14 protein-coding genes are annotated in these 14,786 nt (G+C 61.3%); 7 read left to right on the top strand and 7 right to left on the bottom strand.

Going from position 1 to position 14,786, the window contains the following annotated elements; all coding sequences use genetic code 11:
- The first annotated feature begins 158 nt into the window (after window positions 1-158).
- Window positions 159-1,499 carry a sensor histidine kinase gene (locus tag ACIPL2_RS17930; protein ID WP_401358290.1) on the top strand — a complete coding sequence of 447 codons (1,341 nt, stop codon included), beginning with the start codon at window positions 159-161 and terminating at the stop codon, window positions 1,497-1,499.
- A 156-nt stretch (window positions 1,500-1,655) separates the two neighbouring features.
- On the opposite strand, the gene ACIPL2_RS17925 is transcribed toward ACIPL2_RS17930, so the two are convergent.
- On the bottom strand, window positions 1,656-2,222 hold the full coding sequence (locus ACIPL2_RS17925; protein ID WP_401358288.1) for an NAD(P)H nitroreductase: 567 nt from the start codon (window positions 2,220-2,222) through the stop codon (window positions 1,656-1,658).
- A 121-nt stretch (window positions 2,223-2,343) separates the two neighbouring features.
- Between ACIPL2_RS17925 and ACIPL2_RS17920 the strand changes: the two genes are divergently transcribed.
- The gene (locus ACIPL2_RS17920; protein WP_401358287.1) at window positions 2,344-3,798 is read left to right on the top strand and encodes a TrkH family potassium uptake protein; all 1,455 of its coding nucleotides are present in this window, start codon (window positions 2,344-2,346) and stop codon (window positions 3,796-3,798) included.
- Here the strand turns inward: ACIPL2_RS17920 and ACIPL2_RS17915 are convergent.
- Window positions 3,755-4,816 carry an AraC family transcriptional regulator gene (locus ACIPL2_RS17915; protein WP_401358285.1) on the bottom strand — a complete coding sequence of 354 codons (1,062 nt, stop codon included), beginning with the start codon at window positions 4,814-4,816 and terminating at the stop codon, window positions 3,755-3,757. The genes ACIPL2_RS17920 and ACIPL2_RS17915 overlap by 44 nt on opposite strands.
- Before the next feature lie 160 nt (window positions 4,817-4,976).
- Between ACIPL2_RS17915 and ACIPL2_RS17910 the strand changes: the two genes are divergently transcribed.
- Both ACIPL2_RS17910 and ACIPL2_RS17905 read left to right on the top strand, forming a co-directional pair.
- The gene (locus ACIPL2_RS17910; protein ID WP_401358284.1) at window positions 4,977-5,288 is read left to right on the top strand and encodes an Mpo1-like protein; all 312 of its coding nucleotides are present in this window, start codon (window positions 4,977-4,979) and stop codon (window positions 5,286-5,288) included.
- A gap of 30 nt (window positions 5,289-5,318) precedes the next feature.
- A complete protein-coding gene (locus tag ACIPL2_RS17905; protein ID WP_059407611.1) occupies window positions 5,319-5,909 on the top strand; it encodes an HD domain-containing protein in 591 nt (196 codons plus the stop codon).
- A 106-nt stretch (window positions 5,910-6,015) separates the two neighbouring features.
- On the opposite strand, the gene ACIPL2_RS17900 is transcribed toward ACIPL2_RS17905, so the two are convergent.
- Window positions 6,016-6,831 carry a UDP-2,3-diacylglucosamine diphosphatase gene (locus tag ACIPL2_RS17900; protein ID WP_401358283.1) on the bottom strand — a complete coding sequence of 272 codons (816 nt, stop codon included), beginning with the start codon at window positions 6,829-6,831 and terminating at the stop codon, window positions 6,016-6,018.
- 126 nt (window positions 6,832-6,957) lie between these two features.
- Here ACIPL2_RS17900 and ACIPL2_RS17895 point away from each other — a divergent pair, with 126 nt between their 5' ends.
- The gene (locus ACIPL2_RS17895) at window positions 6,958-7,722 is read left to right on the top strand and encodes an AraC family transcriptional regulator (RefSeq protein ID WP_401358282.1); all 765 of its coding nucleotides are present in this window, start codon (window positions 6,958-6,960) and stop codon (window positions 7,720-7,722) included.
- 94 nt (window positions 7,723-7,816) lie between these two features.
- Entirely contained in the window at window positions 7,817-8,710 is an 894-nt protein-coding gene (locus tag ACIPL2_RS17890; protein ID WP_401358281.1) for a DMT family transporter, read from the top strand.
- Here ACIPL2_RS17890 and ACIPL2_RS17885 read toward each other — a convergent pair.
- The 4 genes from ACIPL2_RS17885 to recQ form a co-directional block, all read right to left on the bottom strand.
- Window positions 8,704-8,991 (bottom strand): SelT/SelW/SelH family protein, encoded by a 288-nt coding sequence (locus ACIPL2_RS17885; protein ID WP_401358280.1) that lies wholly within the window; start codon window positions 8,989-8,991, stop codon window positions 8,704-8,706. The two genes, ACIPL2_RS17890 and ACIPL2_RS17885, sit on opposite strands and share 7 nt — an antisense overlap.
- Window positions 8,992-9,168: 177 nt before the next feature.
- On the bottom strand, window positions 9,169-10,968 hold the full coding sequence (locus ACIPL2_RS17880; protein WP_401358278.1) for a FimV/HubP family polar landmark protein: 1,800 nt from the start codon (window positions 10,966-10,968) through the stop codon (window positions 9,169-9,171).
- 129 nt (window positions 10,969-11,097) lie between these two features.
- A complete protein-coding gene (locus ACIPL2_RS17875) occupies window positions 11,098-11,532 on the bottom strand; it encodes a MarR family transcriptional regulator (RefSeq protein WP_059407617.1) in 435 nt (144 codons plus the stop codon).
- A 119-nt stretch (window positions 11,533-11,651) separates the two neighbouring features.
- Entirely contained in the window at window positions 11,652-13,778 is a 2,127-nt protein-coding gene (recQ, locus tag ACIPL2_RS17870; RefSeq protein ID WP_401358277.1) for a DNA helicase RecQ, read from the bottom strand.
- A 412-nt stretch (window positions 13,779-14,190) separates the two neighbouring features.
- Between recQ and ACIPL2_RS17865 the strand changes: the two genes are divergently transcribed.
- Window positions 14,191-14,778, top strand: coding sequence for a YecA family protein (locus ACIPL2_RS17865; protein ID WP_008156162.1), 588 nt, complete (start codon window positions 14,191-14,193; stop codon window positions 14,776-14,778).
- Window positions 14,779-14,786: the final 8 nt, after the last annotated feature.

Below are 14,786 nucleotides of genomic sequence, written 5' to 3'. Positions count from 1 at the left end.
ACGGCTAAACACCGTTGGGTCTGATTCCGCTGTAGGAGCGAGCTTGCTCGCGATGAACGGCAACGAAACGCGCGGCATCAGGCCGCACGCGTCGTCCATTCGATTATCGCGAGCAAGCTCGCTCCTACAGTGGATTTCCGTTTGTTTGAGGATTTTCTGTGCGCTCATTGTTCTGGCGTATTCTGGCCAGCTTCTGGCTGGCCATCGCTCTGGTTGCAGGGCTCTCCATTCTGCTCGGGCACATGCTCAACCAGGACGCGTGGATTCTCAGTCGCCACCCGGGCCTCAACACCCTGGCCGAACAGTGGACGCAAACCTACGAATCCCAAGGTGAGGACGCGGCCCAGGACATTCTGGAACAGCGCAAACGCCAGTATCACATCGACGTTCAAGTCCTGAACGAGAGCGGCGATCCGGTGGTGCGCGGTACCTTCCCACGGCGTGCGGCGGCCTTTGAAGCGCGCCAGAACAACGATGACCGACGCCTGCCGTGGCGTCGCCTGACCGATGAATACACCAGCGCAAAAACCGGCGACACCTACCTGTTGATCTACCGCATTCCGCACCCGGAACTGGACGCCTGGCACCGCGAAAGCCTGCTCTGGCCATTGAGTGCACTGGGGATCGCCCTGGTCGTACTGACCTTGTTCAGCCTGTTCGTGACCTTGTCCATCACGCGCCCACTCAATCGTCTGCGTGGCGCGGTGCATGACCTGGGGCAAACCACTTACCAGCAGAACAGCCTGGTGAAACTGGCCAACCGGCGCGACGAATTCGGCGTGCTGGCCAATGACTTCAACCGCATGGGTGCGCGTCTGCAAAGTTTGATTGGCAGTCAGCGCCAACTGCTGCGCGACGTATCCCACGAACTGCGCTCGCCCCTCGCCCGACTGCGCATCGCGCTGGCACTGGCCGAACGGGCCAACCCCGAGGAGCGGGAAAAACTCTGGCCGCGCCTGACCCGCGAGTGCGACCGCCTGGAAGCGCTGATCAGCGAAATCCTGGTATTGGCGCGGGTCGATGCCGACAACGCCAGCGCCGAAGACGTCGATCTCAACACGCTGCTCAACACCTTGCAAAAGGATGCTCAATTGGGTTCGCCGGAGCAGAGCGTGCGCCTTGAGGCCGAGCCGCAGCTGAACCTCAAAGGCTGGCCGACGATGATCGAGCGCGCCGTCGACAACCTGCTGCGCAACGCCCAGCGCTTTAACCCGGAGGGGCAATCGATTGAAATGCAGGCGGTGCGTCAGGGCGAGCGGATTGTGGTCAGTGTGCGTGACCATGGGCCCGGTGTAGACGCCGAGCATTTGAGCCAGTTGGGTGAGCCGTTCTATCGGGCGCCGGGGCAGACGGCGGCCGGGCATGGCCTGGGGCTGGCCATTGCGCGCCGGGCAGCGGAACGACACGGCGGGAGCCTGGTGCTGGCCAATCATCCAGATGGCGGATTTGTTGCCAGTCTGGAATTGCCGTTGGTGCCAGGAGCGGTGGTACAGCCCTGAGCCCAAAGCTGATCTGTGATGAACGCGGTATTTATGTACGACCTCAATTCAGTGTGGGAGCGGGCTTGCTCGCGAAAGCGGTGTGCCAGTCAACGTAGATGTTGAATGTGCTGACCTCTTCGCGAGCAAGCCCGCTCCCACATTAGATCGGTGGCGTCAGGATTTTCCGGGCCAGGCGCTGACGAATTCGGCGAGGTCAACCTTCTCCGCCACACGCGGCTCTTTCTGTGGCGTGCCCAGGTACAAGAACGCGATTACCTCTTCCCCTTCCGCCAACCCCAATCCTTTGGCCACGTGCGCCGAATAGGCCAGTTCACCGGTGCGCCACACCGCGCCAATGCCTTGCGCATACGCCGCCAGCAAAATCCCGTGGGCCGCGCAGCCGGCCGCCAGCAGTTGTTCGGACTTCGGATATTTGACGTGATCCTGTAAACGCGCGATCACCACCACAACCAGCGGCGCACGCAGCGGACCATTGCGCGCCTTGTCCAGCGCCGCTTCAGAGACTTCGCTGTCCTGCAACTTCGCGGCTTCAGCCAGCAGCTCGCCCATTTGCTCGCGTGCCGCACCTTCAACCGTCAGGAAACGCCAAGGCTGCAAGTGGCCGTGGTCCGGCGCCCGCATCGCGGCGGCGAACAGCACTTCGCGCTGCTCCGCGGTGGGTGCCGGGTCGAGCAGTCGTGGAACGGAAACACGGTTGAGCAAAGCGTCGAGAGCCTGCATCGGCCACCTCCTGAAAAAATTGTCCGGCCATTCTAGCGGTATCTACCGCCGGCATGCCCGTTTACATGCCCTGTCCCACAGGTAGAATGGCGCCCTTCCTTATTTCAGCCGAGCGGATTTCATGGCGTTGCCGACCTTACGTCTCATTGGATTCATCATCGGCCTCTTCCTGATCACGCTGGCCATCGCCATGGTCGTACCCATGGCCACGCTGGTGATTTTCGACCGCACCGGCGACCTGCCCTCGTTCCTCTGGGCCAGCATGATTACTTTTGTCGCCGGCCTGGCGCTGGTCATCCCCGGCCGCCCCGAGCACGTCCACCTGCGCCCGCGCGACATGTACCTGCTGACTGTCAGCAGCTGGCTGGTGGTGTGCATCTTCGCCGCGCTGCCGTTTTTGCTGACCCAGCACATCAGCTACACCGACTCGTTTTTCGAAAGCATGTCCGGCATCACTGCCACCGGTTCGACCGTGCTCAATCACCTGGACGACATGTCCCCCGGCATTCTGATGTGGCGCTCATTGCTGCACTGGATCGGCGGCATCGGGTTTATCGGCATGGCGGTAGCGATTCTGCCACTGCTGCGCATCGGTGGCATGCGGCTGTTTCAGACAGAGTCGTCGGACCGTTCCGAAAAGGTCATGCCCCGTTCGCACATGGTGGCGCGTTTGATCGTTGCGGCCTACGTCGGCATCACCATTTTCGGCAGCCTGGCGTTCTGGTGGGCCGGGATGAGCCCGTTCGACGCGGTCAACCATGCCATGTCAGCGATTTCCACTGGCGGTTTCTCCACCTCCGACCAGTCCCTGGCCAAGTGGACGCAACCGGCGGTGCACTGGGTCGCGATCGTCATCATGATTCTCGGCAGCCTGCCGTTCACCCTGTATGTGGCGACCTTGCGCGGTAACCGCAAAGCCCTGATCAAGGACCAGCAGGTGCAAGGCTTGCTCGGCATGTTGCTGGTGACCTGGCTGGTGCTCGGCACCTGGTACTGGTGGACCACCCAGCTGCATTGGCTGGACGCCTTGCGGCATGTGGCGCTGAACGTGACGTCAGTGGTCACGACGACAGGATTTGCACTGGGGGACTACAGCCTGTGGGGTAATTTCTCGCTGATGCTGTTCTTTTATCTGGGCTTCGTTGGCGGGTGTTCAGGTTCGACCGCCGGCGGGATCAAGATTTTCCGCTTCCAGGTCGCCTACATCCTGCTCAAGGCCAACCTTAACCAGCTGATACACCCGCGCGCAGTGATCAAGCAGAAGTACAACGGTCACCGCCTCGACGAAGAGATCGTGCGCTCGATTCTGACCTTTTCGTTCTTCTTCGCCATCACCATCTGCGTGATCGCGCTGCTGCTGTCACTGCTCGGCGTCGACTGGATGACCGCCCTCACCGGCGCGGCCAGCACGGTGTCTGGCGTCGGTCCGGGACTGGGCGAGACCATCGGCCCGGCAGGCAACTTCGCCACCCTGCCGGACGCCGCCAAGTGGATTCTCTCGTTCGGCATGCTGTTGGGCCGACTGGAGATCATCACCGTGTTTGTGCTGTGTATTCCGGCGTTCTGGCGTCACTGACAAGCACCGGCGCCGCCATCAGCCGCACCCGGTACTCGCCGGGGGTGGCATCGAACCAGCGGCGGAAAGCACGGAAAAAGTTGCTCGGATCGGCGAACCCCAACAAGTAGGCAATTTCCAGCAGGGTCATGTTGGGCTGCGCCAGATACTGCTCCGCCAGTTCGCGCCGGGTGTCATCCAGCAACGTCTGAAAACTCGTGCCCTCTTCCTGCAAGCGGCGCTGCAAGGTCCGTTGCGACAGGTGCAGCGTCTGCGCCACGGTGTCGCGCTTGGGTTCGCCCTGGGGCAGTAATCGGCACAACACCTGCCGCGCCTTGTGGGTCACGCGACTCTCGGAAAACCGCGCCAGGTACTCGCCGGCAAACCGGTCATGCAGCAGCGCCATGGCCTCGTTGGCCGTCGGCAGCGGCGCCTCCATGTCGGCACGCTCGAAGATCAGCGCGTCGTATGGCGCGTTGAACACCAGCGGCGCATGAAAGGCCTGTTTATAGGGTTCGAGATTGGCCGGCTCATCGGCCTGGACCAAGACCTTGCGCGGTTGCAGGGTGCGCCCGGTCAACCAGCCACACAGCGCCAGGGCGCAGGCCAGGGAGGCTTCGGCACTCTGCCGGGTCGGGGGCAGATGGTCGCCGTGGACCGTCAGAATCAGCGCATAGCCTTCATCCAGCAGTCGGAAACTCAGGTCGGCACTTTCAGCAATGATCCGCTGATAACGCACCAGTCGCTGAAAGCCCTCGGCCAGGGTCTGGCTGGACATCAAGGCGTAACCGGCAACATGGAAGGAGGCCGGTCGCACCACCTTGCCCATGTTCAGGCCGATCGCCGGATTGCCGGACAGCTCAACCGCGCGCTGCCACAGTCGTGTCATGGAATCTTGCGGGAAGCGTGCATCCGGATCATCCAGTGCCGCGTAGTCGAGCCCCAGCTGCTTGAACAGAACCCGGCAATCCAGGCCGTCCATCTCCAGTGCTTTGACAATCCCCATCGCCCAGCTTGCAGAAGTCGTTCGTTCGCTCATGGCGTTTTCTTACATGATGAGCCGCATGCTACGGCCAATTTCCGAAGGATACTAAAGTGGCGCCTATTGTCACTGGCTGATGCCAATGTTCACTCTAGACTCAAATAAGCTACCCGCAGAACAACTTGCAGTCATAACAATAACCACAGAGATCGCAGTCGTGGAAAACGTCAAACGTTTCAACAGCTTCGCTGAGTTCTACCCGTATTACCTCAGCGAGCACAGCAACAGCACCTGCCGACGATTGCACTTCATCGGCACGACGCTGGTCATTTTAATCCTGGCGTTGACCATCGGCCAAGGCGCCTGGCTGTTCCTTTGGGCCCTTCCGCTGGCCGGTTACAGCTTCGCCTGGGCCGGGCATTTTTTCTTCGAGAAGAATCGTCCTGCGACCTTTCAACATCCGTTTTACAGCCTGCTCGGCGATTTCGTCATGTACCGCGACATGATTCTGGGTCGAGTGCCGTTCTAGGTGCAATCCGTCACAACAAGAGGATAGGCGATGAATGCCAATGCCCGCTTCACCCACATGCAGGACGGTACGCAAGAGGACTGGGCGATCATCGCCGCCGATTTCAGTGCCTATGCGAGGCAATTGCCAACACGGATTGTCGCGCACCTGAAGCTGCTGGAGGGTGATTTTGGCGGCTTCCCGGTGGATCGCCTGACCCATTCCCTGCAAACCGCCAGCCGCGCGTGGCGCGATGGCCGCGACGAAGAATACGTGGTCTGCGCGTTGCTGCACGACATCGGCGACACCCTGGGCTCCTACAACCACCCGGACATCGCCGCGGCAATCCTCAAGCCGTTCGTCAGTGCCGAGAACCTGTGGATGGTGGAGAAACACGGGATTTTCCAGGGTTACTACTTCTTCCATCATCTGGGCATGGACCGGCATCTGCGCGAGCAATTCAGTGATCATCCGCAGTATCAGGCGACCATCGAGTTCTGCGCCAAGTACGATGCGGCAGCGTTTGATCCGGGGTACGACACGCTGCCGTTGAGCTTCTTTGAGCCGATGATGGCGCGGTTGTTTGCCCAGCCGAAGAATTCGATTTACAAGGCGGCGATGGAAGAACACGCGCCGGCCTGACATCAAGGGTGATCGTAATGACCTCTTCGCGGGCAAGCCTCGCTCCTACCGTTGGAATGCGTTCCCCTGTAGGAGCGAGGCTTGCCCGCGAAGGCGTCTGACCTGCCTACGCCGGCTCCGGGACCTTCAGCGCCTTCAACTCAGCCTCCCGCGCCTGCGCATCCGCCAACCGATACAACTCGATCGAGCCATCCCAATGCTCGATCAGCGCCGTGCACGATTCGACCCAATCGCCACAGTTGAGGTAATCCACCCCGCCGACCTTGCGAATTTCAGCATGGTGAATGTGCCCGCACACCACGCCATGCAATTCGCGCTTGACGCATTCGTGGGCGATGGCTTCCTCGAAATCGCTGATAAAGCTGACCGCGGTTTTCACCTTGTGCTTGAGGTACGCCGACAACGACCAATAGCCATAACCATAGCGGGCGCGCCAGTGGTTGAGCCAGCGGTTGAGGGTCAAGGTGAACTCGTAGGCCGAGTCGCCGAGAAAGGCCAGCCAGCGATGATAGCGGGTGATCACGTCGAACTGGTCGCCGTGGATCACCAGCAGATGACGGCCATCGGCGGTCACGTGCACGGCTTCGTCGACCAGTTGGATGTTGCCCAGAATCAGCTTCGAATAACGACGCAGGAATTCGTCGTGGTTGCCGGTAACGTAGATCACCTCGGTGCCGCGCTTGCTCATGGTCAGCAGGCGACGAATCACGTTGGTGTGCGCTTGCGGCCAGTACATGCCGCTGCGCAGTTTCCAGCCGTCGATGATGTCACCGACCAGGTAGACCTTGTCCGCGTGGTAGCCCTTGAGAAACTGCGACAGGTGTTCGGCCTGGCAATCCCGCGTGCCCAAATGCACATCGGAAATCCATAGGGTCCGCACACGTTGCTTACGACTGGGTTTGGCGAGCTCGGCGCTGGTCATGGGCAACCCTCTGGAAAAGTTTTTGCAAGCTTGCGCCGGCCCGGTGAACTGCCCATGACAGCGGCAAGTCAGTCCTGTGACAGCGCTCGCCGGTGTAGACTGGCGCCCTGCCTCAGGAGACCTGCGATGAGACCGATCCTCACGCTTCGCCACTACACAGACGACCTGATCGTCCACAGCCACGACCACGCGCAACTGGTGTTCGGGTTGTCGGGTGCGCTGGAGGTCGAGGTCGATGGGCGTGGCAGCCAGGTGGTTCAGCAGAGTTTCGCGGTGGTGCCGTCCGGGGCGCATCACGCCTGCGGCAGCGCCAATGGCAGCCGTTGCCTGGTGCTGGATGTGCCCGGTGACGATTGGGTTGCTCAGTCATTGGGGGATCACGCCGACGCCAGCCGTCGCTTGCTCGACAACGCCGGGCGGCTGTCGCTGGACGCCGGGCAAAGCCAATTGGTGAGTTGGCTGGCGGGCAGTCAGGTCGGCGATCCACTGATTGCGCAGCAAGGCGCGGTGCTGTTGTTGGCCAGCCTCAACCACGCCAAACCCGAGCGTGTCGGCGGCCGACGCCTGCCGTATGCGGCGCTGAATGCACACATCGATCAGTACGTTGCCTATCCGCTGCAAGTCGCCGATCTGGCGCGCCTGGCGGGCCTGTCCAGCGCCAGGCTGCATGCTCGATTCGTGGCCGAATGCGGGCAAACACCGATGGACTACATTCGCAGTCGGCGACTGCACAGGGCGGTGGAATTGCTGCGGGACTCGGCGCTGCCCATTGGCGAGATTGCCAGCCGAGTGGGTTACAGCTCCCAGAGTGCCTTTGCCGCGGCGGTGTTGCGGGAATTCGGTGCATCGCCGGGCCAGTTGCGCCGCGAGGCTGGCGACAAAGGACGATAGTCTGGCGACAGACACAGCGGGCTTCACACGGTTCAATGTAGGAGCTGCCGGCGGTGTCTGTTGGCCTGGCTCACTCTGTTTATCAAGGATTGCAATGACTCCCCGCTCCGCCCTCGGCGCCCTGCATATCGGCGCACTCATGTTCGGCCTGACCGGTGTGTTCGGCAAACTGGCGACGGCCTCCCCCGCCGTCATCGTCTTCGGTCGCGCGGCGTTCGCCGTGCTGGCGTTGGCGGTTTTTGCACGGTTTGCCAGCAACACGCGCTGGCAGAAACTACAAGCCGTGGACTGGCGCCGCCTGCTGCTCAGCGGCTTGCTGCTAGCCGGGCACTGGGTGAGTTTCTTTATCGCGGTGAAGGTGGCGGGCGTGGCGATCGCGACGCTGGGCTTTGCCAGTTTCCCGGCCTTTACCGTGATCCTCGAAGGGCTGATCTTTCGCGAACGAATCCGCGCCAACGAAATCCTGCTGGTGGTGCTGGTGAGTATCGGATTGGTATTGGTCACGCCGGACTTCGACCTGGCCAGCGGCGCCACCACCGGCCTGCTCTGGGCGGTGGGTTCGGGTTTGCTGTTTTCGCTGCTCTCGCTGACCAACCGCGCCAGCTCCGGGCGGATTGCGCCCGTGCAGGCGGCGCTGTGTCAGAACGTCGTGGTCGCGCTGTGCCTGCTGCCGGTGGCGGCACCGCAGTTGAGCGAAGTGCGCGCCATCGACTGGCTGTGGATCGGTCTGCTCGGGGTGTTCTGCACCGCTGTCGCACACAGCCTGTTCGTCGCCAGCCTGGCGGTGATCAAGGCACGAACGGCAGCGGTGGTCTTCGCGCTCGAGCCGGTGTACGGCATCACCGTGGCCTGGCTGTTGTTCAACGAAAACCCGACCCTGCGCATGTTGATCGGCGGTGCGTTGATCATCGTGGCGATCGTGGTTTCCAGTCGACTCTCGGGTGGTTCAAACAAGAAAGTCGTGGCCGCAGAAGCTGCGTCTCACTGAGTCCGGTCGTTGTGCCCCAGGTCGCGGTCCGGATCAATTTGATCGCGGACCCGCTGCTTGAGCACCTTGGCCTCGGGGAAACCACCGTCGGCCTTGCGCTCCCAGATTTGCACATCGTCACAGAAAATGTGAAAGACCCCACCGGTGCCGGGCACCAGTGACACTTTGCCCAGATCGTCGCCGAAGGTGCTGAGCAGTTCCTGGGCCAGCCAGGCGGCGCGCAACAGCCACTGGCACTGCGTGCAATAGGTGATGACGATTTCTGCTTTGTGGGCGGTCATGATCGGCGAAGCTCCTGAGCCTGAGGGCGTCATCATAACTGCCTTTTTGGCTCGAACGCCGTCAAAATGTGGGAGCGGGCTTGCTCGCGAAAGCGGTGCATCAGGCGCCATTGATGTTGCCTGACACACCGCTTTCGCAAGCAAGCCCGCTCCCACATTTTGATTAGCGGTGCGGCATTATCGGATGCCAGCCAACAGATTCCGGGCGGTCTGCTTGAGTGGCTCGTTACCTTCCTTGAGCAGTTCGTTGAGCAGTTCGATGGCACTGTCCAGGTCACCGTCGTCGATGCAGGTCTGGGCTTGCTCCAGTTTGCTGGAGCTGCCCGGCTCGGTCGGTTCCGGATGTAGCGGCTCCAGTTCCAGAGACTCGCCGGCATCGCTGAACTCGTTGAGAAAGGCGTCGTCCAGGGACTGTGAGTCCGGTTCCGCGACCCACTCGATTTCCGGCTCGTCCAGTATCGCGTCGTCGGGCATTTCGAACACCTCGGGCAACACGTGCAGGTTCGAGATGAACGCAGGCTCGTCGACGTGCGGCGGCGACACAGTCGACGGTTTCGCGGCGGCCGGTGGGTTTTCAAAGGGACTGATCAAGTCCCAGTTGGAATCCATCGACAAATCATCCAGGTTCAACTGGAACTCATCGCTGGGCATTGCTTCAGCGATTGATGCTTGGGTTGGCGTGACTGCCACGGCGGCAGCCAACGGTGCCGCACCGCTCAATTTCGGGAAGCGAGCGCGCAGGTCGTTGAGTTTTTGCACGTCGTACCCGGTGTCACGCAGGCTGTTTTCCTGCGCTTCATAGGCCGTCGCGTCCCCTTGTTTACCCAGGACTTCCAGCAGTTGCACGGCCAGATCGGTGCGATGCGGTTCCTTGATCAGCGCTTCTCGCAACAAACCGATCGCTTCGGAAAAACGACCATAGGCCAGATAGATGCCGACCCCTTCGAGCACATCGCCCGCTGGAGCTTCTTCAGCCGACCCGGTTGCTGATGGCCGCGCGGTCGCCTGCGTAACCGGTTCTGGCTTGGGTTTGAGCACCGGTTCATGCCGCGATGGCAACACCGCCAAAGGCTCGGGCAACACCTGGGTCTGCTGACGTTGACGCCGAACGAACAGCCCCAGCAACAGCAGAATCAGCAGCGCCAGTACCCCGAAGATCGGCAGCCAGTGGGTCGGTTCGGACTCGTTGTCCACCACCGGCGCAGGCGTCACAGCGACCGGTGCAACCGGCTCTGCTGGCGCTTGCCGGACCTCTGCCAATTGGGTTTGCAGTTCGGTCACCTGCTTTTTCTGGCCGGCGATCTGCTCGTCTTGAGCCTGGAGTTTCGCGTTCAGCTGATCGAGGCTGGCTTGCAGCTGCTGGTTTTGCAGCACGCTGGCGGCCAGTTGTTCAGCAACAGGATCAGGCACCGGCGCAGCGGCAGGTTGTTCGACACGAGGGGTTGTTGGCGGCTTCTTGCCTTTCGACGCGGGCGGGGGTGCAACACTCGGTTCGACGGTCGGGAATGCGGAAGACCGGGAATCGGCGACCGGTTCATCACTGACAGGAACAATCCCCGGTGAACCCGGTGGATCGATCAATACCGTGAACTCGCGCAGCACGCGACCGTTCGGCTGATTGAGCTGCACGAGGAAATTCAGGAACGGCTCTTTGACCGGTTTGTTCGAGCTGACCCGGATCAGGCTGCGGTTGCCGCGCAGAATCGGTGTGAACTTCAGATCGTTGAGGAAGAACACCCGCTCGACGCCGGCGCGGCTGAATTCGTCCGCTGTTGCCAGGCTGACGGAGAGCTCGCCCTCCTCCAGGCCGGCGGCATCCACCAGGGCGATGTCGGCGCGCAGCGGTTGATTCAGCGCCGAATGCAGGGTGATGTCACCCAAGCCCAGCGCAGGCGCCAATGCCGAGTAAGTGACAGCACCACCAACCAGAAGCCACCTGGCGCAACACCGCGAAACCATGTGCCAACTCTCGAGCATGAGCATCCCTTAAATAACCAGAACCAACCTTGTACGTATTCGCACATCCGGTACGAACACGATATTGCCTAGTAGTTCTTTATAGTCTGCCCAACGGGGTATCTCAAAAGTCCAGCGCGCGGTTATGCCTCAAGATTTTTCCAGGTTGGCCAGAATATGCCCGTGGACACGCATGCAGACCTTCAAGTCCGCCTCATCGACGCCTTCGAACAATTCGCGGCGCAGTTGGGTGGCAATGGTTTCAATTTGTTCGATCAAGGGCAGGGCTGGCGCGCAGAGGACGATTTTTTTCGCCCGACGGTCTTCCAGCACCGATTGACGTTGCACCAATCCCTGACTTTCGAGACTGTCCAGCAGGCGGGCCAGGGTCGGGCCTTCTACGCCGACGCTTTGCGCCAGTTCCCGTTGGGTCGGGGCCTCCTCGAATCGCGCCAGGTGCAGCAGCACCAGCCAGCGGGCCTGGGACAATCCAAGGCCGGCCAGCCGGCGGTCCAGCTCGGCACGCCAGCCGCGCGACATCTGGGCCAGTTGCATGCCAAAGCGGTGTTGATCGGTTAACGGCATAAAACACTCATGATCAGACTGAAATAGAGAAATACTAATTATTAGTCAGCTAAGCATGACCCTTGGCTGGAGGCAAGGCTTGGTCTGTACTGAATCGTTACATCTATGAGGCGGGTCATCTAAATCTCGAATTCCGATTGCAGCGCCGCCCGAACACAGTACAAAACCCCTTCCGGCACGCGACCGGCGAACAGCGCGGCGATCTCCGCCACGGGCGGCAATTCGCCTTCGCCGTCGAGGAACGCATCCTGGATTTCGCCCATCAGCTCTTCGGGCAGATCCAGCGCCTGCTCCAGTGACAACTGCTGTTTGCCAATCGCTTCGGCCAGCATCGTGTAGACATTCTTTTCCGAGCATTGCAACTGCCCGGCGATCTGCAGCGGCGTCATGCCGGCGCGGGCCAGGGTGATCAGTTCGTGGCGCACGTCGGCCACCACTTTCGGCGCCTCGACTTGGCCGCTGAGAACTTCCAGGAAAGCTTCGCCGTAACGCTCCAGCTTGCGCGCGCCGACGCCGCTGACCGTGGCCATCTCCGCCAGCGAGGTCGGCTGGCTGCGGAGCATTTCCAGCAAGGTCGAGTCGGGGAAGATGACGTACGGCGGCACGCCATGTTCTTCGGCGAGCTTGCGACGCAGGGCGCGCAAGGCTTCCCACTGCTCGCGTTCTTCGCCGCGCACCAGTTGGCTCGCCTGGCTCTTGCTGCTTTTCGCGGTGGTTTGCGGCTTTAGGTCGCGGCGCAGTTCCAGGGTGACTTCACCCTTGAGCAGCGGTCGGCAGGTGTCGCTCAGGCGAAGGCCGCCGTAGCCTTCAAGGTCGATGTCCGCCAGACCACGGGCAACCAGCTGTCGAAACAGCGAGCGCCATTCACTCTCGCCCATTGCCTTGCCGACACCGTACACCGACAGATGCTGATGGCCGAAGCTGCGGACCTTTTCGTTGTCCTTGCCCAGCAGCACGTCCACCAGATGCCCGACGCCGTAGCGCTGGCCGGTGCGATAGATCGCCGAGAGCGCCTGGCGGGCGGGTTCGGTGGCGTCCCAGGTCTGCACGCCATCGACGCAGTTGTCGCAATGGCCGCAGGGTTCGGGCATGTCTTCGTCGAAGTAGGCCAGCAGCGTCTGGCGGCGGCAGCGGGTTTCTTCGCAGAGCGAGAGCATGGCGTCGAGCTTGTGTTGCTCCAGACGCTTGTGACGCTCGTCGCCTTCGGAGTTCTGCAGCATCTGCTTGAGCATCACCACGTCTTGCAGGCCGTAGGCCATCCAGGCATCCGCCGGCAGGCCGTCACGACCACCGCGACCGGTTTCCTGGTAATACGCCTCAAGGGATTTCGGCAAATCGAGGTGCGCGACGAAGCGCACGTTGGGCTTGTCGATGCCCATGCCGAACGCCACGGTGGCGACCATGATCAGGCCTTCCTCGTTGAGGAAGCGCTTCTGGTGGTGGGCCCGCGTGTCGTTGGGCAGACCGGCGTGGTACGGCAGCGCCGGGAAGCCTTGTTCGCTGAGGAACACCGCCACTTCATCAACTTTTTTGCGCGACAGGCAATAGACAATGCCGGCATCGCTGCGCCGCTCGGCGAGGAATGCCAGCAATTGTTTGCGTGGCTGCTCCTTGGGCACGATGCGGTAGAAAATGTTCGGCCGGTCGAAACTCGAGAGGAAACGCTCGGCATTCTGCAGATGCAGACGGTCGACGATTTCTTCCCGGGTGCGCTTGTCCGCCGTCGCCGTCAGGGCGATGCGCGGGACGTTGGGGAACAGCTCCGCCAATTGGCCCAGTTGCAGGTATTCGCGGCGGAAGTCGTGGCCCCATTGGGACACACAGTGAGCTTCGTCGATGGCGAACAGGGAAATCTCGAGGCTTTGCAGGAAGGCCAGCATGCGCGGCTGCACCAGACGCTCGGGCGCGAGGTAGAGCATTTTTACTTCGCCGCGCTTGATCCGTGCGGCCAGGTCGCGCTGTTGCTCGGCACTCAATGTCGAGTTCAATGCGGCAGCGGCGACGCCCAGCTCTTCGAGGGTCGCGACCTGGTCGTCCATCAGCGCGATCAGCGGCGACACCACCACCGCCAGGCCTTCGCGCAACAGCGCAGGCACCTGGAAGCACAAGGATTTGCCGCCACCAGTAGGCATCAGCACCAGGGCGTCGCCGCCACTGGCCACGCGCTCAATGATTGCACCCTGACGGCCACGGAAACTGTCGTAGCCGAAGATGTCCTTGAGGACGCGTTGAGCCTGTTCGAGCATAAAAACTCCAAAAATCACCGAAACATCCCTGCAAGGCTGGTTCAGAACCACGAAGGCTGCACCGACAAATCGTAAGTGCGCATTGCATGACGCTTCACATTTCAGCCGTGACGCCAGCAGGGCATCACAAAACGCGCGAGTATACCCGACGCCTGCCCGGCAAAGGGCGCCGCTGAGAAGACACACAAATGCGATGCAACACAAAACCTGTGGGAGCGAGCCTGCTCGCGATAGCGGCAGCCCCGTCAACATTGATATTGAATGTAACGTTGCCATCGCGAGCAGGCTCGCTCCCACAGGGATTGCGGCGTTCCATACTCCTGCATGGGTGCAAATATGCCGCGCGGCTGGCCTGAGTGCTCAAGAAGGCCTAGAATTCCCGCATCTGTTTAATTCCCAAGGTAGCCCTTTAATGTCCTTCGCTGAGCAACTAACCCGCCTGCAAGTCTTCCTCGACGCCGACGAACTGCATGACGAGGCGCTGGACTACGTGGCCGCCCACGGCTACCTCACTGCGCTGTCGATCTGTTCCGAGACCGTTCCCGACCGTGAATGGATCGACGCCCTCTTCGCCGAAGAGCCGCATTACGCCGACGACACCGAGCGTGAAGCGATCGAATCCACCCTGCTGGCCCTCAAGGCTCACATCGCCCGCCAACTGGCGTCCGACGAAGAGTTCGAGCTGCCGTGCGACCTGGACCTGGGCGAAGAGCCGGACGATTCCGACCTGCGCGGCTGGTGCATCGGTTTCATGGAAGGCGTGTTCCTGCGCGAAGCGGCCTGGTTCGAAACCGCCGAAGATGAAGTCAGCGAAATGCTGCTGCCGATCATGGTCGGTTCGGGTCTGTTCGACGAGCAGCCTGAGTTCGAAGACATCGCCAAAGACGCCAACCTGATGGACGACATGATCGTCCAGATCCCGGAAGCCCTGACCGCGCTGTACCTGCTGTGCCAGGCGCCAGACGAAAAACCGGCGATCCTCAAGCCACGTCATCACTAAGGTTTTGC

Source organism: Pseudomonas sp. NPDC086251 (genome assembly GCF_044746405.1).
In the GTDB taxonomy this organism is placed as follows: domain Bacteria; phylum Pseudomonadota; class Gammaproteobacteria; order Pseudomonadales; family Pseudomonadaceae; genus Aquipseudomonas.
This window is presented reverse-complemented; position numbering and strand designations above follow the sequence as displayed.